The sequence below is a fragment of the Chelatococcus sp. YT9 genome, assembly GCF_018398315.1.
Lineage (GTDB): Bacteria > Pseudomonadota > Alphaproteobacteria > Rhizobiales > Beijerinckiaceae > Chelatococcus.
On record NZ_JAHBRW010000002.1, the window covers coordinates 1241866 to 1260362 of the forward strand.

The window sequence follows — 18497 nt, forward strand, 5'->3', positions numbered from 1 at the left end:
CGAATCCCGGTGGTTCTTCACCCGAATGAACGGATATACTCTTGAACGTTGATCGTCTGCCCGCGCCGCGCACTTTCGATGCCGGCAAAGATCAGCGCCGCGGCATGGAGATTGTCCGCAACATTCGTCTCCATCTCCGGGCCGCCGTCAAGCCACGTGCAGAACTTTTCGATGAGCCAGGTGTTGAGCCATTTGTTCTGAGTCATGAGCTGAATCTTCTGGCCTTGCCCTTCGCGGCAACGCTGGCGCTTGAGATCGCTGCGTGTGAAGACTTCGATCTCGCGGCTGTTCAGGATCGCGGTGCCAAGCTCCCCGTCGACGCGGATGTATTCCTTGGTCCAGTCATTGAGGCCGACGGCGGCGGACGACGATCCTTCATAGACACCGCGCACGCCGTTGGTGAAGGTCATCATCACGATACCGTCGGTGTCACCCGCATATTCCGCCCAGTCCGGTTTCCAGGTGCTGGCCGTCAACGTCTCGCACTGGGCGCCGGCGAGGTCGGCGACGAGATCGAGATGGTGCACCGCACCCTCGATCATCAGCGGATCAATCATGGTGTGCCGGAACAGGGCGCCCCAGCCCATGTGCTCGCGCATATCCGCGAAATAGCGGCAACTGATATTGTTGACTCGGCCGATCTGGCCAGACCGTACGATCTGCCGTAGCGTGGTCTTGTCCTGGTCGAAGCGATGACTCATGGTCACGGCCATCCTGCGGCCGGCCGCCTTGACCTTGCGCGCAATGCGGGCCGAGGCTTCCATGCTATCCGCAATCGGCTTTTCCGAAAGAATATCGATGCCGAATTCAATCGCGAGATCGACGACAGCCTCGTGGTGGTTCGGGGGCACGACGACGGTGCAGAAGTCCGCCTCCTTCGCATGATTAGCAAAGGCTGCATGCGGATCGGTGTAAGCCCGCTCCGGCGGCAAGTTCAGTACTCTGCGTCCGTATTCGACCGCCTTGGGGTCGATATCGACGACCGCGATTACCTCCACTGTGTCATCGGCGATGTTCGGGGCCAGCCATGTGGTGCACCAGCGGCTCCCGAAAAGGCCGACGCCAACGTGAATGACCTTCTTCGTCATTTCAAATTCTCTCCGGATGCGGCTGGGCGATGCCGTGCGTGTGGTTCCACAGATGGCCGATGCGCTTGTCGCGCTGAAGCGTCGTTTCGAAGAACACCGCCTTTATCGGTTCGGGCGCCAGCGGCATGTCGTGGTGATGGCCCATGCCGATGCTGACGCAATCGCCGGCGCTCATGTCCATGGCCTGCCCGCTGACAACCACTGTCGCGCGGCCCTCCAGAAGGATCCAGTATTCGTCGCAGTCGTGATAATGCGAATCGATCCGCGTCCTCTTGGGATAATCAACAGGGTCACCTGCATTGGTCGCAGCCGGGTCCTCCGTCACCCGGAAGATGCCGCATCCGCCGAGGTCCTCGCCCCAACTGCCGGCGAGCGTGACAATCTGGGCTGCGGGCGATCCGGGCTTGGCCTGCCAGGCCTTTTCACCGCCGATGAGATTGAGGTCGACGAATTGTCCCTCCTTCAGAATGAGGGAGCCTCCGCCTGCGAAGATCTGTGTCGTGCCGGTAGTGCAAAGCACACGTGTCTTGGCATGGCTTTGGCTGCGCGACACCGCGTCCCCGGCTCGCAGGTCAATGATCTCGAAGGCCCTGAGTTCGCACCAGTTTGGCGGGGCTTCATCATGGCGGTAGACGGGCATCTCAACCTCCGCAATCACTTCGGCTGGGCGCCTTCCGCGCCGGTCCAGCGCGATCGTGTTCCCCCGAAATGTCATTTATCGCTGATCGTCATAGCCAGCGTGGCACGCTTATCTCAGGTCCGCCGCTTGTGGTGAAGCAGGCGCCATGTGTAAGCTGGGTAAAATTGGGAAGGCGAGGAACGCCAGATCTTGGGAGGATCAGATGGGCCTGGACGGAGCGGAAGCTCTGCTGGGGCGCGGCACCGCCACGCAGTCTTGCCGCTTCCTCGACCGCTTGCCACAGAACGCAGACTTTCAGAACGAGGACATCCTCCTCATCTGCCCCTGGCTTGAAGGGCTTGACCCCGACAAGGGACCATGGCTCGCCGCCCTGCCGATCCACGATTGCAATGCGTATCTCGACGGGGAGTGGACGTTCAACGCGTCGCCGGAGGAGCGCGAACGTTGCTATTTCGGCGTCTTCGGCCTTGATCGCCTACGTTCGCAGGACGGGCTTTTCACACTGTTGCGCCGACGTGGAATTGACGCGATCACCAACCTACCCAGCATCACCGTCTTTGACGGCGCGACCGCGCAAACCTTGAGTTCTCTCGGCTTCGATGCAAACTCCGAAAGGCGGTTTCTCGATCAGGCAGAGCGACGCGGCTTTCGAACCGCGCATTGTTGTCGAGCGGAGCGGGGTTGTCCGGATCGTCCCGGAGCGCGCATTCTCCACACAGGTCCAGGACAGGCCTTCACGTTCACCCGATAATCACGCCGCGAAGCGCCCAACGTCGCCAGCGTTCGCGTGGGCTGCGGGAATAGCTCGCTCAGCTTGTCGCGAACGCTCACAGTGATCGCTTGTCGTGAAACGGGCTGCGATGGCTATTCGCTGCCGGCTTGTCCCAGCACCTCGGCTCGTTTTGCAGGGCTACGTGATGCGATTGAGAGATCGAGCAGAAGGGAGCCTAGGCATTTGCCGTGCGGATCGAGCGCGAGGGAACGCGTCACCCCGCTCGACAACGCTTCGTGAAGCACGAAGTTCAGGATGCCGAGATGCGGCAGCTCAAAGCGCTCGATCTTGCCGCGGGCGATAGGGCCGAAATGGGCGCGGACGGCATCGACCGTGATCTCGGCCCGGATCACGTCGAAGGCAGCCTCGTCGAAGGCGATGACAGAGATCTGGGAGATATCGCCCTTGTCGCCGGAGCGGGCATGCGCGAGCTGGCGGAGCCGCATGTCAGGCTACCTCGATATGGACGCGGGGCGTGACTGCGGCGCGGGGAATCAAGGTCGAGACGACGGCGACGACCTCTCGCGCGCTCTTCGTCACACCACCGCCGCCGGCGGGACCGTTGGTGTAGAGAGTCTCGACCTCATTGCCGATCCGCACAGCGTCACGCAGTGTCTCGGTCCGGGCGACCACACGTGCCCTGACCTCCCGCGGTTCGAATCCCTCCAGGCCTCCCAGGACGTCGACGGCATTCACGCCGATCAGTTCGAAGCGGCTCTCGGTCATGGCGACGCCCGTCAGCTTCAGCCTTTCCGCCACGATGTCGAGGGCAAGCCGTGCCCGCGCCTGCGCGCCGGAACCTGCGTAGGAAATCTGGCCCTCTCCCGTGAAGCTGTCGCGATAACCCACCGAGACCTTGAGCCGGTCCGGCCGGGGGCGGCCGCGCCCGCCTGAGACTGCGATGCGGTCGGTGTCGATCTCCCGCAACTGCACCTGCGTGAAATCGGCGACCACGTCCGGCTGCAGATAGGCGGCCGGGTCGAGGACCTCATAGACGAGCTGTTCCTTGCAGGTCGCGACGGTGAGACGTCCGCCTGATCCTGGAACCTTGGTGAGGATGGCGGAGCCGTCTGGCTGCACCTCGGCGATCGGAAAGCCGAGGCGCGCGAGGTCCGGCACATCCTTGAATCCCGGATCCGCGAAATAGCCGCCGGTCACCTGCCCGGCGCATTCGAGGAGATGGCCGATCACCGTGGCCTGGCCAAGAATCGTCCAGTCGATGGTGGACCAGCCGAAGCTGTGCACGAGCGGCGCGACGAACAGGGCCGGATCGCTGATCCGCCCCGTGACGATCACCTGCGCGCCCGCCGCGAGTGCATCGAGAACCCCCTCGATGCCCAGATAGGCATTGGCGGAGATGACCCTGTCGCCAAGCGAGCCCACCGTGCCCGGCCTTTCGAGGAGCTCGCTCCTTTCGCGATCCAGCGCTTCCATCACGTCATCACCGGTGACGGCCGCGATCCTGAGACCGGTCAGGCCCAGCCGGCGGGCCGCGCGGGCGACTTCGCGGGCGGCCGCGATCGGATTGGCAGCCCCCATATTGGTGATGATCCGCACGCCGCGGGCGACAGAGCCCGGCAAGACCGCCTCCATCCGCTCGGTCAGGAGCGGATCGAAGCCGGCGTTGTTGTCGCGAAGCTTCGCCTCCTGCGCGAGCGCAATCGTCCTCTCCGCAAGGCATTCGAAGACGAGATAGTCGAGCGCACCACGCTCGACGAGCTCAACGGCGGGTTCGATCCGGTCACCCGAATAACCTGCTCCGGCTCCGATCCTGATCGGTCTCATGTTCTACCCAGATGCACGTCGAGGGCGTATGCGCAGCCGTGACGTTGGACTTATCGTTGCTCGGATTTGGAGGCGGCGCGGCGCGCCTCCTCCTCACGTTCACGCAGGCGCTGCGTGACATCCACGCCCTGGCTGTTGCCGTCCCCGGAGATGGTCGACAGCATGAGGTCGGCGATCTCGCGGGCCGCGTCGTTGCCGCGGCTTTTCAGGCCCGCGGCGGCTGAACGCTTGTCCGCGTCGGCATAGGTCTGGCTCAGCTTGAACTTCGGCTCGAAGCTCGTCACCTCGAGCTCGAAGCCGATGATATGGGGCAACAGCGCCGCCCGGCGTTCCGGGCTGTAGCTCTCGAGCGGCCACTGCTGCGGCAGCTCGGCCTCGTTCACCCGCACGAGTTCGTCGATGATCGCGCTCGTGACCGCCTCACTGGGCGCCAGCCGCACCGGGCCGCTCACATGCACGACCGCGTAGTTCCAGGTCGGCGCGGCCGGATGGCCGGGCGTGTACCACTGCGCCGAGATATAGGCGTTCGGGCCATTGAACACGATCGTCGCCCGGGGATCTGCCTCGAGGGCGCGCCAATGCGGGTTTGCCCGCGAGAAATGGCCGCGGATCCGCACCAGGCGGTCATCGACCACTTCCGGCACGACCGGGATATGCGAGAATTGCAGCTCGTTCTCGAAGATCGACACGACCGTTCCGAACTTGAGCCGCTTGACCAGTTCGACGCCTGCGGCATCGGGATAGGCATGTCGGCTGGCTCTGTAGAGCATCCTGAATCCTTCTCGGGTCGGCAGTCGCGATCGAACGGCTCTTATCCGGGGCGGCCGGGATAATGCTCTGCGGCGAAGGCTCTCGTGATGATGCCGTCGGCGAGGTCTGCCGCGATCCGCTCCGGCGCGCGGCGTGCCGGATCGCCCCAGCCGGCGCCGCCGCCGACGGACAATTCGACGATGTCGCCTTTCTTCAGGGGCACCACATCGGTGGTCGGGAGGTTGATCACCTCCTCGCCGCGCCAGATGCGCAGCGAACCGGTGGCCGCGTCGCCGCCGCCGCTCTTGCCGCGCGGGGGATAGAGGAAGTGATCGGAGTAGTAGCTCAGGACAACCCCGTCCTCGAGGATCTCGATCGCCCGGGAGAAGCCGACGCCGCCCCGGAATTCGCCTGCCCCGCAGCTGTCGGGTACGAGCCTGTAATGCCGCATGCGCAGGTGGGGATGGATCTGCTCGATGGATTCGATCGGCGTGTTCCGGCTGGAGCTGAGGACGCCGGCGAGCGCGTGGGCGCCGTCATAGCCGGGCGCGCCGCCGTAGCCGCCGCCCAGCACGTCGCCATAGATCCGCATGGGCGCGTTGTCGCGGGCCTGAGTGAGATAGAGCCCCGTCGTCGAATTGTATCCTTGCGCGGGCACACGCTGCGGGATGGCCTGGGACAGCGCATCGTGGATGGCATCGAGCACGCGATAGGATGCTTCGATGCGCGCGCGGACCGGGCGGCCTGGCGACGGATTGATCAGCGAGCCCTCCGGCATCCGGATCGTGAGGGCGCGGTTGCAGCCGTCGTTGGCGGGGATCGTCTTGTCGGCCAGCACGCTGCGCACGGCCGAGATCGCGGATGCGAGCGAGGAGGAGCGCGAGGAGTTGAACATGCTGGAGACCTGCGGAGCCGTGCCCGCGAAGTCGAGCGTCATGGCGCCATCCGCCACGGTCACGGCGACGCGCACCGTGAGCGGCTCCGTGCCGCGCACGTCCGCGTCGATCGAGGCTTCACCGGTCCAGCGCCCGTCCGGGATGGTCGCGATCGCCGCCCGCATGCGTCGCTCCGCATAGAGCAGCGTCTCGGCCATCGCCTGCCGGACCGTCTGCGTCCCGACCCGGGCCGCCAGTTCCGTCACGCGCTCGACCCCGGTGCGGTTGGCGGCGAGCTGCGCATAGAAGTCGCCGCGGCCGAGTTCGGCTGTGCGGACATTGGCGAAGATCAGCCGGTCGACCGGCCCGCCGTGCAGGTCCCGCGACATCTCGATGAGAAGCGGCGGGATGATGATGCCTTCCTGGATGAGCTCGTTCGCATCGATATTGATGCCCGCGCCGCCGCCGCCGACATCGAGATGATGCGCCGTGTTGCCGGCCCAGCCGAGAAGCGCGCCGTCGATGATGATCGGCTGGAACAGGATGAAGTCGTTGAGATGCTGGCCGCCGGCATAGGGATCGTTGAGCAGGATGGCGTGATCTGGCCCGACCCCGGACAGGTCGAGCTGGGCGGCGGAAGCCCGGAAAGCCTCGCTCAGCCCGCCGTTGTGTATCGGGATCATCTCGGCCTGGGCAATGACGTTGCCCTCGGCATCCAGCAGGGCGGTCGCGCAGTCGCGGGCCTCGCGGACGATCGTGGAGAACGCCGAGCGCGTCAGGATCGCCCCCATTTCATCAGCTATCGCGTGAAACGCGTTGGCCAGGATCGCGAGCTGGGTCGCCTCGTAACTCATCTTTGACGGTCTCCTCGGGGACGCAATCGCCTCGTCCCCTCATTGAATTCGAAGACTACTTGAGCCCGACAATGCGGAGAATTCGAAAATTCCGCCCGATTGAGAGGCTAATTCGAAGGATCATGCGAGCGACGCCTCGATGAGAAAGGGTCCGCTCTGACGCAGCGCGGCCTTGAGCACGTCCGAGAAGCGGGCAGCGGACGAGACCCGCTCCGCCGGCACGCCCATGCCCTCGGCGAGCTTTGCCCAGTCGAGCGCCGGGGCATCGAGATCCAGCATGCGCCCCGCGTTTCGACCAACGTGCTGTACGCCGAGCTTGCGCATCTCGCTGTGCAGAATGGCATAGCTGCGGTTGGCGAAGATGATCGTCACCACATCGAGCCCTTCCCGCGCCTGCGTCCAGAGCCCCTGCAGCGTATACATCCCACTGCCATCCGCCTGGAGCGCTATGACCTTCCGCCCTGGACAGGCGATCGCCGCGCCGGTCGCCAGCGGGATGCCGATGCCGATCGCCCCGCCGGTGAGCTGGAGATAGTCGTGCGGCGCGGAAGAAAAGGACTGTTCGTAGAAGCCGACGGAGGAGATCACCTCGTCGCAGACGATCGCGCTTTCCGGCAGGAGGCTCGCGACCGCGCGGTTGACCGCCGCGAGCGTCAGCCGGTCGTCGGGCGGGAGCGGCGTTGGCGCGGCGGGTGGGGCGAGCGCCTGTGGCGCGCGGCCGCCGGCGCCCGTGAGGTCGGCGATGCGGCGGAGAACGCCGAAGAGATCGTGCCTTGTCTGGGCAAGATCGATGATGTCGGCGCCGGGCGGCGCCAGTCGTCCCGAGCCGGAGGGATAACCGAAGAAGGTGACGGGCTCCTGGGCGCCGATCAGGACGACCATGTCGAGGCCAGCCAGTTGCGCCCGGCCAGGCTCCCATTGGAACGACAGCCTTGCGATCGGTATCCGGCCGTGGCCGCGTTCCATGCGCCCGTTCGCCCCTTGGGCGAAGAACCGCGCGCCCGTTGCGGCGGCGATCCGGCCGGCCTCGGCGAGCCCAGCTTCCCGCAGGGCATGGCCCGACAGCACGAAGCCCACCTTGCGGCCGCTCTTCAGGGCGGAGGCCACCCGGTCGAGCGCATCCTCGTCAACCGCGAGCGGCGCTGGCTTTTCCGCAGCCGGCAAAGGATCGGCGGCGGCGGCTTCGCCCCAGGACAGGTCGGCCGGGAGGATGAGCGTGGCGACCCCGTCCGCGAGCGCCGCCTTCCATGCATCCGCCACGTCCTCCGCGATGCGGTCGGGCCGCGCCATGCGGCGGACGAAAGGCGACATTGGACGGGCCAGTGATTCGATGTCGCTTGTCAGCGGCGCATCGAGCGGCAAGTGGTCTGTCGCATGCTCGCCGACGATGTTGATGACCGGCGTTCCGGCGCGCCTCGCGTTGTGCAGGTTGGCGAGGCCGTTCGCGAGGCCGGGGCCGAGGTGCAGCAAGGTCGCCGCCGGCCGGTCGGCCATGCGTCCGTAGCCGTCCGCCGCCCCTGTCACCACGCCCTCGAAGAGCCCCAGCACGCAACGCATCTGCGGGCTCCGGTCGAGTGCTGCCACGAAGTGCATCTCGGACGTGCCGGGATTGGCGAAGCAGGTGTCCACCCCGCGCGCGAGCAAGGCTTCGCAGAGCCGGTCGGCTCCGGTCCGGGTCATATCGGCGCTCCCTCCGTGTCGCGGTTACTGCAGGCTCACGCCCCACAGGCGCGGCAGGCGGCCGGGCCAGGATGCATAGCCCTTGAGCTTGTCCTTGTAGGCTGACGTCACCTCGCCGGTCGCCCAGACGATCATCGGGGCGTCCTGAAGGTAGAGGGCGTGAAGCGCGTCATAGATCGGCTGCTGCTCGGCGATCGGCGTCTGCAGCAACTTGTCGGTGAGGGCGCGCGCTTCCGGGTTGGTCCAGAGCTTGGAAGCCTGGGTTTCCTTCGCCCCCGTGAAGCGGTCGATGACCAGGCTCGGATCCGCGGAGGGATTGTAGTTCCAGGTCATCATCTCGTATTTGCCGGTATTGTAGCGCGAGAATTGCGTGGCGAAATCGTTGACCTCAAGATCCGCGTTGATCCCGGCCGCCTGCAGATAGCCCTGCACCATCACCCCGGTCTCGAACATCATGGGATAGTTCTTGTTGCTCGTGATATGGACCGGCTCACCCTTATAGCCCGCCTCCTTGAGAAGCTCAGCGGCCTTCGCGGGATCATAGCCGAAGCCCTCCTTCACCGGGCCGCGGTAGAATTGCGAGGAAGCCGGCACGATGGTCGAGCTGGCGGTGGCCTTGCCCTCGGTCAGCGCATCGACCATGGCTTGCCGGTCGATCGCGTAGTTGATCGCGCGGCGCAGGGCGGCGTTCGTGAGCGATCCCTGTGCGGTCTGGAAGGCAAGCGTATAGATCGACGGCGTGGCCGAGCTGTCGACCTTGATGCCGGGCGTTCGCGAGAGACTTGACGTAGTTGAGATCGATCCGCGCCCAGAGGTCTATGTTTCCGGCGAGGAGGGCGGCGCTTGCGGCGGCGGGGTCGGGGATGATCACCATCGTGATCTTGTCGACGAGCGCCTCTTTCTTGCCGGCGAAGCCATCCGTCGGCTCGGTGCGCGATTTATACTTGTCGAACTTGACGAGCGTGATGTCCTGCCCCGGCCGGATGCTCTCGACCTTGAAGGGGCCGGTGCCGATCGGCACGGTCGGCCGCTGCGGGCTGTCCACCATGGATTCGGCCATGATAGCACCCTCCTGGCAGTCGGTGCGGGCCATCTGCGTCAGCAGCTGGGGCGCGGGCTGCGCGAGCTTGAACGCGATCTGGAGATCGGACACGGGCTCGACGGCGGTGATCTTCACCTTGCCGCTGCCGTCGAAATAGCTGCGGCAGACCCAGCTGTTCTTCGGATCGAGATACCAGTTCCAGGTCTTGGCCACCGACTTCGCGGTGACCGGCGTGCCGTCGTGGAAGGTGAGGCCGTCCCGCAAGGTGAAGGTGTAGGTCAGTCCGTCGTCGGACACCTCAGGCATATCGGCGGCCAGCATCGGCGCCACCGAGCCGTCCTCGCGCCACGTCAGCAGGCCCTCGTAGATCTGGACCTGCGGAACCTGCGTTCCCGGATCGGTCGCACCGGCTGGAATAGCCGACCGCATGTCGCCGACATTGGCGATCTTGATCTCGCTCGCAAATGCGCCCTGGGCTGCAAGAAGCGCCCCGGCAGCCAAACACCCCAACAATAATCGTGTGTTCATGCCCGTATCTCCCGCTCTGGCTGTTGTTCCCTTATGGCCGTTTCGGCTGCCTCGATCGCCGGAGAGGCGGCGATCAGGCGCTTCGTGTAGTCGTGCCGGGGGTTGTCGAAGATCTCCCGGCATGTCCCTTCCTCGACGATCCGGCCCTGGTCCATGACGACGATCCGGTGCGCGATCTGCCTGACCGCCGCGAGGTCATGCGAAATGAACAGGCAGGCAAAGCCATGCTCGGCCTGCAGCTTCTCGAACAGTTCCAGCACCTGCTTCTGCACGGTCATGTCGAGGGCCGAGATGGGTTCGTCGGCGACGACGAGCTCAGGTCCGCCGACGATGGCGCGCGCGATCGCCACCCGCTGGCGCTGGCCGCCCGACAATTCGTGCGGGAGGCGCTCCTCGCGTCCGGGAAGCCCGACATCTGCGAGCGTCGCTCTCACGCGTTCGGCCTTCTGGTCTGCGGTCAGGCTGGTGTCATGCCGCAAGGCTTCCCCCACCAGAGCGCCGATCCGCATGCGCGGATCCAGCGACGAGAAGGGATCCTGAAAGACGATCTGGCAGGAGCGCCGGAAATCCCGCAGCCGCCGGTCCGGCAACCGGGCAATGTCCGTGCCGTGGTAGAGCAACTGGCCCGTATCCGTGTCGGCCAGGCGGAGCATGGCGCGGCCGAGCGTCGTCTTGCCTGAGCCGCTTGCCCCGACGACGGCTACCGTCTCGCCCTTCCGCACCGCCAGCGACACGCCTCGCAGCGCCGGCTTGCGCGAGCGGCGCAGGCCAAAGCGGCCGCCGCTCGCGAAGGAAAGCGTGAGATCGCGCGCCTCTAGGATGGGGTTGCCGGTCGGAGGGATGCGCTCGATCCGCGGCGGCTGCGGCAGGGCCTCGACCAGTTGGCGCGTGTAGAGCTCAGCCGGATGTGCCAGGATGGCGGCCGGCTTCCCCCGTTCCACGACCTCGCCCTGGCGCAGCACGACCGTTTCGTCGGCGTAGTGGGCGACAAGCCCCAGATTGTGGGTGACGAGCAGGATGGCTGTGCCGACCTCGCGCGTCAGCTCGATCATGGTTTCGAGCACTTCCTTCTGGCTCAGCGTGTCAAGCGCGGTGGTCGGCTCGTCCGCGATCAGAAGATCAGGGCGCAGCAGCATCACGGAGGCCAGCATGATCCTCTGGCGCATCCCGCCGGAAAACTCGTGCGGATAGGACGACAGGCAAGCTTCCGGATCCGCGATATGGATGCGCCGGAGCATGGCTATCGAGCGCTGGCGGATTTCCGCGGCGGAAAGCTTGAAGTGCAGCCGTAGCCCCTCGGCCATCTGCTCCCCGATGCGGAGCGCCGGATTGAGCGAGACAAGCGGCTCCTGGAAGACCATGCCGATCCGCGCGCCCCGCAGCTGGCGCATCTCGCTCGCGCGGACTGCCGACAGGTTGCGGTCGTGATAGAGGATCTGCCCACCGGACTGGTGGATACCTTCGGGCAGGAGGCGCAGCACCGAGCGGCCGATCAGCGTCTTGCCGCTGCCCGACTCGCCCACCAGTGCCATGACCTGCCCCGGCGCGACATCGAAGCTGACGTCGGTGACGAGCGGCAGCCCGCTCGACAGGCTCAGGCTGAGGTTCCTGATGGAGAGGGTCGGCTGCTTCGGGAGAGGCCGTGTCATGCGCGCCGCATCCGTGGGTCGAGCCGGTCACGGAGCGTGTCCCCGAGCAGGTTGACGGAGAGAAGGGTCATCGCGATGCAGGCGCCCGGAATGATCGAAAGCCAGGGCGCCGTCGCCAGATAAGGCCGGGCCGCCGACAGCATGTTGCCCCAGGTGGCGGCCGGCGGTGGGACGCCGAGGCCAAGGAAGCTGAGCGCGCTCTCCAGCAGGATCGCCCAGCCGAACATGGAGGTCGCGAGGACGGCAATAGGCGCCAGCGCATTCGGCAGGACATGGCGGGCGAGCGTATAGAAGGGGCCGTTACCGAGCGCCCGGGAGGCCTCCACATATTCCCGCTGCCTGAGCGACAGGACAGTGCTCCTGACGACGCGAACCACCGTAGGGATGAAGGCGATGCCAAGGGCGAGGACGATGCCGTAGCGCTGCGGGCCGATGATGGTGACGAGGCCGAGCGCCAGAAGGATGCCGGGAAAGGCGAGCAGCGCGTCGTTCAGCATCATCACCACCCGGTCGATCCAGCCCCGGAAGAAGCCGGATACGAGGCCGATGACGCCGCCCACGACGATCGCCGCGAGGACCGTCAGGAAAGCGAGCGACAGGCTGGTCCAGGCGCCGGTCATGATCCGGCTGAGGACATCGCGGCCGAACTCGTCGGTTCCGAGCGGGTAGGCGCCGGCCGGCGCGGCAAGCCTTCGGATCACGTTCAGCCGGTTCGGGTCGGCGGGCGTCCATACCGTCGAGATGAAGGCCGCGGCGAGGATCACGAGCCCCAGCAGACCGCCGACCAAGCCCCGGAGCGAGGGGGTGAGGTTAAGCTCGCGCTTCATTCGAGGCTGATCCGCGGATCGAAGAGAGGGTAGAGCAGGTCGACCACGAGGTTCACCAGCACATAGGCCAGGGCGATCACGAGCAGGCAGCCCTGGATGACGGGGTAGTCCCGGCCATAGATCGCCTCGACCAGAAGGCGCCCGAGCCCCGGCAGGGTGAAGACGGTCTCCACCACCGCGATACCGCCGAGCAGCGCCCCGATGACGATGCCGATCATCGTGAGCGTCGGCGCAAAGGCGTTCGGCAGCGCGTGTTTGAACAGCACGGCGCGCTCGGGCAGACCCTTCGCGCGCGCATGGGTGATGTATTCGAGGCGCAGCACCTCGACGGCGCTCGCGCGGGCCATCCGGGTCAATACGCCGACCTCCACGATGACGAGGGTCAGCACCGGCAGAACGAGATAGCGCCAGGCCTGGCTTGGGTCCTCCGCGAAGGACACATAGCCGACGACCGGCAGCCAGCCGAGCTTGATGCCGAACACGAACAGCAGCAGCAGGCCGATCCAGAAGCTCGGAAGCGACACGCCGGTCGTCGCAAGCGCCACGATGCCGACATCGGCCAGCGAGTTCTGGCGCCAGGCCGCGAAAAGGCCGGCCGCCACGGCGAGCACGGAGGCGATACCGACGGCCAGAAGGATGATCAGGGCGGAAAGCTTCAGACGGTCGAACACCAGGGTGGAGACGGGCTGGCCGAGCAGGATGGACTGGCCGAGGTCTCCTTGCAGGACACGCTCCGCCCAGACGAAGAACTGCACCGGCAGCGGCCGATCGAGGCCGAGCTCGCTGCGAAAAGAGGCGAGGGAGGCTTCATTCGCGCCTTCCCCGAGCATCACGATCGCCGGGTCGCCGGGGATGAGCCGGACGAGCAGGAACACGGACACCGAGACGAGCAGAACAGTCGGGATGGCCACCAGGAGGCGACGGAGCAGGAAGCCGATCATGCAGGCCCTCCTCGCGGATCGTCATTGAGGGATGCCGATCGCCGCGCGGTCATTCGGCTTTTTCCAGCAAGAGGTCCCCGCTGGCGAGGCATGTGCAGGTCCATCCGGGCGGCACGAAGCTCGTGGAGGTCGCTTCCTCGAGAATGGCCGGGCCGGCGATCGTTTCGCCGCGGCCGAGCGCGCTGCGGGGAAGGAAGGCAGCTTCCCAGCGCTTGCCGCCGAGGAGGATTTCCTTGTGTTCGCGGGCGCCGGAGGCTTCTGGGATCGGGGTTTCGAGCCGGGCGCCGTTGCGCTGGATGATGCGGGCGCGCAGGTTGACCATCTGGGTCTTCAGGGCCGGACGCGCATAGCCGTAGCGGCGCTTGTGCTCGTCCTGAAAGGCCGCGTCGATCTCGCTGGCTGACGCCGGCTGCATATCCCGCCAGAGCGTCAGCTCGAAGCCCTGGCCGGCGTAGCGCAGGTCGAGCCCGGCCTGGATCTCGTAGGTGCCCGGCGCGAGGTCGAGCCGCTTGGCCTCCGCGCCGCACATATCCTTGAGCTCAGCGATGCTCGCCGCATCGAGGGAGGCGTCGGACAGCAACTCCATCTTGGAGGCCACCACATCAACGATCAGATCGGCGACGAGCAGTCCGAAGGCGCTGGCGATGCCCGGCGACCAGGGCACGAGGATGCGCCGCATCCCGACCTCATCAGCCACCATCGCCCCATGCAACGGCCCGCCGCCGCCGAAGGCCACAAGCGTATAGTCGCGCGGGTCGATGCCGCGGGCGGTGGAGACGAGGCGCACGGCCGCTGCCATGTTGCTGTTCACCATCTGCAGGACGGCGTCGGCGGTGGCCTCGGCCGTGCCGCCGAGCTTCAGGCCGGACAGGGCCGCCCCGGCGAGATCCGTGCGCAGCGCCATCTTACCGCCGAAGAAGCGCTCCGGCCTGAGAAGGCCGGCGATGACCTGCGCGTCGGTGACGGTCGGCAGTGTGCCGCCGCGATCGTAGCAGGCAGGGCCCGGCACCGCGCCGGCGCTTGCCGGCCCGACGTTGAGATAGCCGCCCGCATCGATCGAGGCGATGCTGCCGCCGCCCGCGCCGACCGTCGCCATGTCCATGGCGGTGGTGCGGATCGGCAGGCCGTCCACCACGAGCTCGGGCACGATGCGCGCGTCGAGGCCGGGCGCGATCGCGACGTCCGTGCTGGTGCCGCCCATGTCGAGCGTGAGGATGTCGGACATGCCGTTCCGGCGCGCGAACCAGATCGCCGCGCGCACACCGGCGGCGGGGCCGGACAGCAGCATCTTCACCGCGTTGGAGCCAGCGGCCGCCGCCGGCATGATGCCGCCGTTCGACTGCATTAGGCGCAGCGCGCCGCCGTAACGGCCATCCTGGAGGGACGCCTCGAGGCGGTCGACATAGCCCTTGACCACCGGGCCGACGAAGGCATTCACGACCGTGGTGACGGTGCGCTCGTATTCCCGGAACTCTGGGGAGACCTCGTGGCTCGTGAACACCTCGATCTGCGGGGCACGGCGCCGGATCAGGTCGCGCAGCGCCCGTTCGTGCTCCGGCGCGCGGTATCCGTGCAGCAGGCAAATCGCGATCGAGGTGACGCCGTCGGCGAGCAGGCCTTCGACTTCCCGCCAGGCGTGTTCTTCGTCCAGCGGCGTGAGCACACGGCCCGATGCATCGACCCGCTCGCGTACTTCACGGACGAGCCGGCGCGCGATGGGAGCCCGCGGCTTCTCGTAGAAGGCAGTGTAGATGTTGCCGGTCCGGTCATGCGTCCCGATCTCGATGATGTCGCGGAAGCCCTCGGTGGTCAGGAGCCCCGTCTTCGCGCCGGAACGCGTGAGGAGCGCATTGGTGGCGACCGTCGAGCCATGCGTGAAACGCTTCACCTCAGCCAGCGGGATATCGACCGACCTAACCGCGTCCAGCACCGCCTGCTCTACCTGCTTCGGCGTGGAGGGAACCTTGCCGGTCACGACCGTGCCATCGTTCCGCAGCCAAACCAGATCAGTGAAAGTACCGCCGATCTCGACGCCAACTTGCATGCTGCCTTGATCCCCAACCACTGGCTTATCAAACCTTCGAGGAAGATTTACACCGCTGCTAAAGATCTGTTAAATCGAAAATTCGACCCCATTAAGCGATAATTTCGATGAACATCTCGCGCCGCGACCTCGCCTTATTCCTTGCCGTTGCGGAAGAGCGCAGCTTCACGCGGGCTGCCGCGAGATGCAATTTGTCCCAGTCCGCCCTGAGTTCACGGATCAGGCAGATCGAGGAGGAGCTGAAGGCAACGCTATTCGACCGCACGACCCGGTCGGTCGAACTCACGAGTGAGGGGCGGCTCTTCGAGGAGACGGCGAGGCGCCTGTACAACGAATTCACGGAAGTATTGGAGAATTTCCGGGATTGTGCGGCACGTCGAAAGGGCTGGGTTCGTATCGCTGCGTTGCCCTCTGTCTGCGCGGTCTGGCTTCCGAGCATCATCGCGACCTTCCGTGCACGCTACCCGGGGATCCAGCTACTTCTCAATGACGCCCTGTCTGAAACCTGTCTCGATCTCGTCAGAACCGGTCAGGCTGACTTGGCGATCACGTCGGCGTTGGGTCGTGAGGATGATCTCCAGGCTCTGGTTCTCGGGACTGATTACTTTCACGTTGTCTGCCCTGTTGGACATCCTCTCCTTCTGCAGGAGGAGATTACGGCTCAAGATTTGGCGCGCTATCCCTTTATTCACGTGGCGCGCAACAGCAGTGTCCGCCAGCATGTCGATATCGCCTTGAATCCGATAACCATGGATGCTCGGCTCGAGGTTCAGTACATGGGAACGATGGCGGGGCTCGTTGAAGCCGGTGTCGGAATCACGATTGTACCCGCGCTGGCGCTCTGGCAATTTCGGCGGCCTGTTCTGGGCTCTCGCCGGCTGTCGATCCCGAAACTCGCCCGGCCGCTGCACCTCCTTAAGCGTCGCGGCCATTCTTTATCGGCCGCCGCGAAAGCGTTTTACGATCTCGTGCTGCAAGAGCGCGCGAGCTTCGAATATGTCGCTCGCGAAGGTGGCACGGACGGGAGCGAAGCGATGGGGGTGGCGCTCGGTGCCAATGGTGGAACCCATTCCCAAGACAGCTGATCGCGAATGGCGGCGCACTAGCTGAAGGCGCGGGCCTGACGTCTTGCCCCGGCCTGTGATTGGTCGCACCAGTCGGACTTGCTCAGCGTTCGGCGCCTGCCTGGTGTTTTCGGCGGCGCATCACGAATTCCACTCCCCAGCGAAGAACAGGATCGGGGGGAAGCCAGGACGGTGAATTCATCTGCCGGACGTCTCGGATATCCTCTGAATTCTGCCCCAGGATCATTTCCGCAAGGAGCTTGCCGTAAGCCGTTCCTTTCATGATGCCGACGCCGTTGCAGCCTGCCGAGGTATAGATATTGTCTGCAATCTTGCCGAAACAGGTCTCGGTATTTCCTGTCAGACCAAGCGCGCCGCCCCATACATATTCGAAGCGATGCGTTCGAAGATGGGGATAGCGATGCTTGTACAAGTCTTGCAAGGAGGCCTCGACTTCGCTGCGCGACTTTTCTGACTCATAAGAATGAAGACTGCGAACGAGAAAGCGGCGGCCAATTGTGCGGCGCAAGGTCGTTCCGGCGCGCGCGGCCGGGAGGATACGGCGTCCGTTCCATGGGCGGCAAGTGCCTCGTCGTCGAGTTCGGGGGTCATCCCGGCGTAAGTGTAAATGTTGAAGATCCTGTTCTTGATAAAGCCCAGCCTCTTGGCGAAGCCGTTGTTCGCGATCACAACGGTTCGAGCCCGGACTGTCCCCCCCACGCAGCTCAAGGAGAAAGGGCCGGCGACCGGAAACGGACAATACAGGGGCTCGCTCCACGAGCGTCACGTTGGGCGGCAGGCTGTCGGCAAGTCCGCGAACTAGCGACGCGGGCTGTACATAGATGTTGTTTCCGGTACGCAGGGCATATTTGTAGTAAGATAATCCTATCCTCGCAGAAAAGTCGGATGGCTGGATCTCTTCGCAGAGGAGGCCGCAATCTCTATATTGATCGGCCAGAGACCGGAGGCCCGCGATCCCGCTTTCGGTCACGGCCGCATGGTACTTTCCGGTTTCATTCCAGTCGCAGGACATGGAATTTTCCGTCACGAGACGTTTCAGCCAGGTAAGCCCGGCGTCGAAGATTCGGCCCTGCTTGATCGTCTTCGCGACATCGGCGGCATGCCCCGACCGATGGGGCATCAGTGGCGCGGTGAGAATGAAGCCCGAGTTGCGCGCAGAGGTTCCTTCCCCGATCTCGCTGGCCTCGATCAATAGAATAGACGCGGCCGGGGCAAGTTCCGCAAGTCTGCGGGCAGCGGCGAGCCCAGTATATCCGCCACCGATGACAGCATATTCGTAAGACGTGCCGATCTTGACCACCGTTTTGGGCGGCCGTGGCGGCAGCAGTGCGTTCCATCCGCACCGGCTCTCGGCTATCGGGTAGGTCGTTGCACGAGACACGGCGGATGACTCCATAATTTCGGCCCAAAGCAGGGGACCAGAATGGCGGCAGTGAAAATGGCTGGCTTCATTCCGGCGCCTATGCTCTTGCAGCCGCCGAGAGGGCACCATTTCCATGCCTGAGCCCGAGGTCCTGCAGGCCGGCCTCGATCGAGGCCAGAACGCCGAGGGTCATATGCATGTTCACATGGCCCATATGCCCGATGCGAAGAAAACCGTCCGCCGCGGGGTCACCTGGTGGCGCCATGCCGATGCCGATCCCCAATGTCACGCCGGCATGATCAGCCAACCATTTGGATGCCACCGGCGATCGCAACACGTAGTTCGGAGCTGCCCGCCAGCGCGGCCATTAACCCCAAGATCGTCCAGCCTCCGAGAATGCTTCGCAATAGCATCTGTCGCTTCCCTCCCGAGATTTAGTCTTTTCGTTGTGCGTTGGTCCGCGTCGGACTATGCGCTCGTGGATCCGGCACCTGTCTGTAAAGGCCGGACATGCTCGGATGGTGACATTCATGTCATGCGAGCAGAATGCTGGAAATTCAGCTCGATTGAGAGA

The 18497-nt window shown here is 65.1% G+C and carries 15 protein-coding genes and 1 pseudogene; 2 read left to right on the plus strand and 14 right to left on the minus strand.

Annotated features, from left to right (window positions below):
- Positions 1-17 precede the first annotated feature (17 nt).
- Together KIO76_RS25690 and KIO76_RS25695 are read right to left on the minus strand one after the other, a co-directional pair.
- On the minus strand, positions 18-1088 hold the full coding sequence (locus KIO76_RS25690; RefSeq protein WP_213326409.1) for a Gfo/Idh/MocA family protein: 1071 nt from the start codon (positions 1086-1088) through the stop codon (positions 18-20).
- A 1-nt stretch (position 1089) separates the two neighbouring features.
- The gene (locus KIO76_RS25695; protein ID WP_213326410.1) at positions 1090-1728 is read right to left on the minus strand and encodes a cupin domain-containing protein; all 639 of its coding nucleotides are present in this window, start codon (positions 1726-1728) and stop codon (positions 1090-1092) included.
- A gap of 202 nt (positions 1729-1930) precedes the next feature.
- Here KIO76_RS25695 and KIO76_RS25700 point away from each other — a divergent pair, with 202 nt between their 5' ends.
- The gene (locus KIO76_RS25700) at positions 1931-2479 is read left to right on the plus strand and encodes a hypothetical protein (protein WP_213326411.1); all 549 of its coding nucleotides are present in this window, start codon (positions 1931-1933) and stop codon (positions 2477-2479) included.
- Positions 2480-2592: 113 nt separating this feature from the next.
- Here KIO76_RS25700 and KIO76_RS25705 read toward each other — a convergent pair whose 3' ends face one another.
- From KIO76_RS25705 to KIO76_RS25755, 10 genes and pseudogenes are all read right to left on the minus strand, one after another.
- The gene (locus KIO76_RS25705; protein WP_213326412.1) at positions 2593-2946 is read right to left on the minus strand and encodes an AtuA-related protein; all 354 of its coding nucleotides are present in this window, start codon (positions 2944-2946) and stop codon (positions 2593-2595) included.
- 1 nt (position 2947) lies between these two features.
- Positions 2948-4285, minus strand: a complete 1338-nt coding sequence (locus tag KIO76_RS25710) for an acyclic terpene utilization AtuA family protein (RefSeq protein WP_213326413.1) — start codon at positions 4283-4285, stop codon at positions 2948-2950.
- 50 nt (positions 4286-4335) lie between these two features.
- Entirely contained in the window at positions 4336-5055 is a 720-nt protein-coding gene (locus KIO76_RS25715; protein WP_213326414.1) for an FMN-binding negative transcriptional regulator, read from the minus strand.
- 41 nt (positions 5056-5096) lie between these two features.
- A complete protein-coding gene (locus tag KIO76_RS25720; RefSeq protein ID WP_213326415.1) occupies positions 5097-6764 on the minus strand; it encodes a hydantoinase B/oxoprolinase family protein in 1668 nt (555 codons plus the stop codon).
- A gap of 120 nt (positions 6765-6884) precedes the next feature.
- The gene (locus KIO76_RS25725) at positions 6885-8444 is read right to left on the minus strand and encodes an acetolactate synthase large subunit (RefSeq protein WP_213326416.1); all 1560 of its coding nucleotides are present in this window, start codon (positions 8442-8444) and stop codon (positions 6885-6887) included.
- 24 nt (positions 8445-8468) lie between these two features.
- Positions 8469-10014: pseudogene (locus KIO76_RS31835) on the minus strand (ABC transporter substrate-binding protein).
- A complete protein-coding gene (locus KIO76_RS25740) occupies positions 10011-11663 on the minus strand; it encodes a dipeptide ABC transporter ATP-binding protein (RefSeq protein WP_213326419.1) in 1653 nt (550 codons plus the stop codon). The pseudogene KIO76_RS31835 and the gene KIO76_RS25740 overlap by 4 nt, the downstream one beginning before the upstream one ends.
- A complete protein-coding gene (locus KIO76_RS25745) occupies positions 11660-12490 on the minus strand; it encodes an ABC transporter permease (RefSeq protein ID WP_213326420.1) in 831 nt (276 codons plus the stop codon). Before KIO76_RS25745 ends, KIO76_RS25740 begins: the two co-directional genes overlap by 4 nt.
- Complete coding sequence (locus KIO76_RS25750) at positions 12487-13431, minus strand: ABC transporter permease (RefSeq protein ID WP_213326421.1); 945 nt, start codon at positions 13429-13431, stop codon at positions 12487-12489. The genes KIO76_RS25745 and KIO76_RS25750 overlap by 4 nt, the downstream gene beginning before the upstream one ends.
- Before the next feature lie 49 nt (positions 13432-13480).
- Positions 13481-15475, minus strand: a complete 1995-nt coding sequence (locus KIO76_RS25755) for a hydantoinase/oxoprolinase family protein (RefSeq protein ID WP_213326422.1) — start codon at positions 15473-15475, stop codon at positions 13481-13483.
- Positions 15476-15582: 107 nt separating this feature from the next.
- Between KIO76_RS25755 and KIO76_RS25760 the strand changes: the two genes are divergently transcribed.
- The gene (locus KIO76_RS25760) at positions 15583-16560 is read left to right on the plus strand and encodes a LysR family transcriptional regulator (protein WP_213326423.1); all 978 of its coding nucleotides are present in this window, start codon (positions 15583-15585) and stop codon (positions 16558-16560) included.
- 82 nt (positions 16561-16642) lie between these two features.
- Here the strand turns inward: KIO76_RS25760 and KIO76_RS25765 are convergent, their stop codons facing one another.
- Both KIO76_RS25765 and KIO76_RS25770 read right to left on the minus strand, forming a co-directional pair.
- The gene (locus KIO76_RS25765) at positions 16643-18058 is read right to left on the minus strand and encodes an NAD(P)/FAD-dependent oxidoreductase (RefSeq protein WP_213326424.1); all 1416 of its coding nucleotides are present in this window, start codon (positions 18056-18058) and stop codon (positions 16643-16645) included.
- Positions 18021-18245, minus strand: coding sequence for a hypothetical protein (locus KIO76_RS25770; RefSeq protein WP_213326425.1), 225 nt, complete (start codon positions 18243-18245; stop codon positions 18021-18023). The genes KIO76_RS25765 and KIO76_RS25770 overlap by 38 nt, the downstream gene beginning before the upstream one ends.
- Between the last annotated feature and the right edge of the window lie 252 nt (positions 18246-18497).

What these genes read in the sequence shown, in the direction of transcription:
- KIO76_RS25690 (WP_213326409.1), bottom strand. Translation starts at nt 1,088, where the DNA reads ATGACGAAGAAGGTCATTCACGTTGGCGTCGGCCTTTTCGGGAGCCGC.
- KIO76_RS25695 (WP_213326410.1), bottom strand. Translation starts at nt 1,728, where the DNA reads ATGCCCGTCTACCGCCATGATGAAGCCCCGCCAAACTGGTGCGAACTC.
- KIO76_RS25750 (WP_213326421.1), bottom strand. Translation starts at nt 13,431, where the DNA reads ATGATCGGCTTCCTGCTCCGTCGCCTCCTGGTGGCCATCCCGACTGTT.
- KIO76_RS25740 (WP_213326419.1), bottom strand. Translation starts at nt 11,663, where the DNA reads ATGACACGGCCTCTCCCGAAGCAGCCGACCCTCTCCATCAGGAACCTC.
- KIO76_RS25725 (WP_213326416.1), bottom strand. Translation starts at nt 8,444, where the DNA reads ATGACCCGGACCGGAGCCGACCGGCTCTGCGAAGCCTTGCTCGCGCGC.
- KIO76_RS25745 (WP_213326420.1), bottom strand. Translation starts at nt 12,490, where the DNA reads ATGAAGCGCGAGCTTAACCTCACCCCCTCGCTCCGGGGCTTGGTCGGC.
- KIO76_RS25715 (WP_213326414.1), bottom strand. Translation starts at nt 5,055, where the DNA reads ATGCTCTACAGAGCCAGCCGACATGCCTATCCCGATGCCGCAGGCGTC.
- KIO76_RS25765 (WP_213326424.1), bottom strand. Translation starts at nt 18,058, where the DNA reads ATGGAAATGGTGCCCTCTCGGCGGCTGCAAGAGCATAGGCGCCGGAAT.
- KIO76_RS25705 (WP_213326412.1), bottom strand. Translation starts at nt 2,946, where the DNA reads ATGCGGCTCCGCCAGCTCGCGCATGCCCGCTCCGGCGACAAGGGCGAT.
- KIO76_RS25760 (WP_213326423.1), top strand. Translation starts at nt 15,583, where the DNA reads ATGAACATCTCGCGCCGCGACCTCGCCTTATTCCTTGCCGTTGCGGAA.
- KIO76_RS25720 (WP_213326415.1), bottom strand. Translation starts at nt 6,764, where the DNA reads ATGAGTTACGAGGCGACCCAGCTCGCGATCCTGGCCAACGCGTTTCAC.
- KIO76_RS25700 (WP_213326411.1), top strand. Translation starts at nt 1,931, where the DNA reads ATGGGCCTGGACGGAGCGGAAGCTCTGCTGGGGCGCGGCACCGCCACG.
- KIO76_RS25710 (WP_213326413.1), bottom strand. Translation starts at nt 4,285, where the DNA reads ATGAGACCGATCAGGATCGGAGCCGGAGCAGGTTATTCGGGTGACCGG.
- KIO76_RS25755 (WP_213326422.1), bottom strand. Translation starts at nt 15,475, where the DNA reads ATGCAAGTTGGCGTCGAGATCGGCGGTACTTTCACTGATCTGGTTTGG.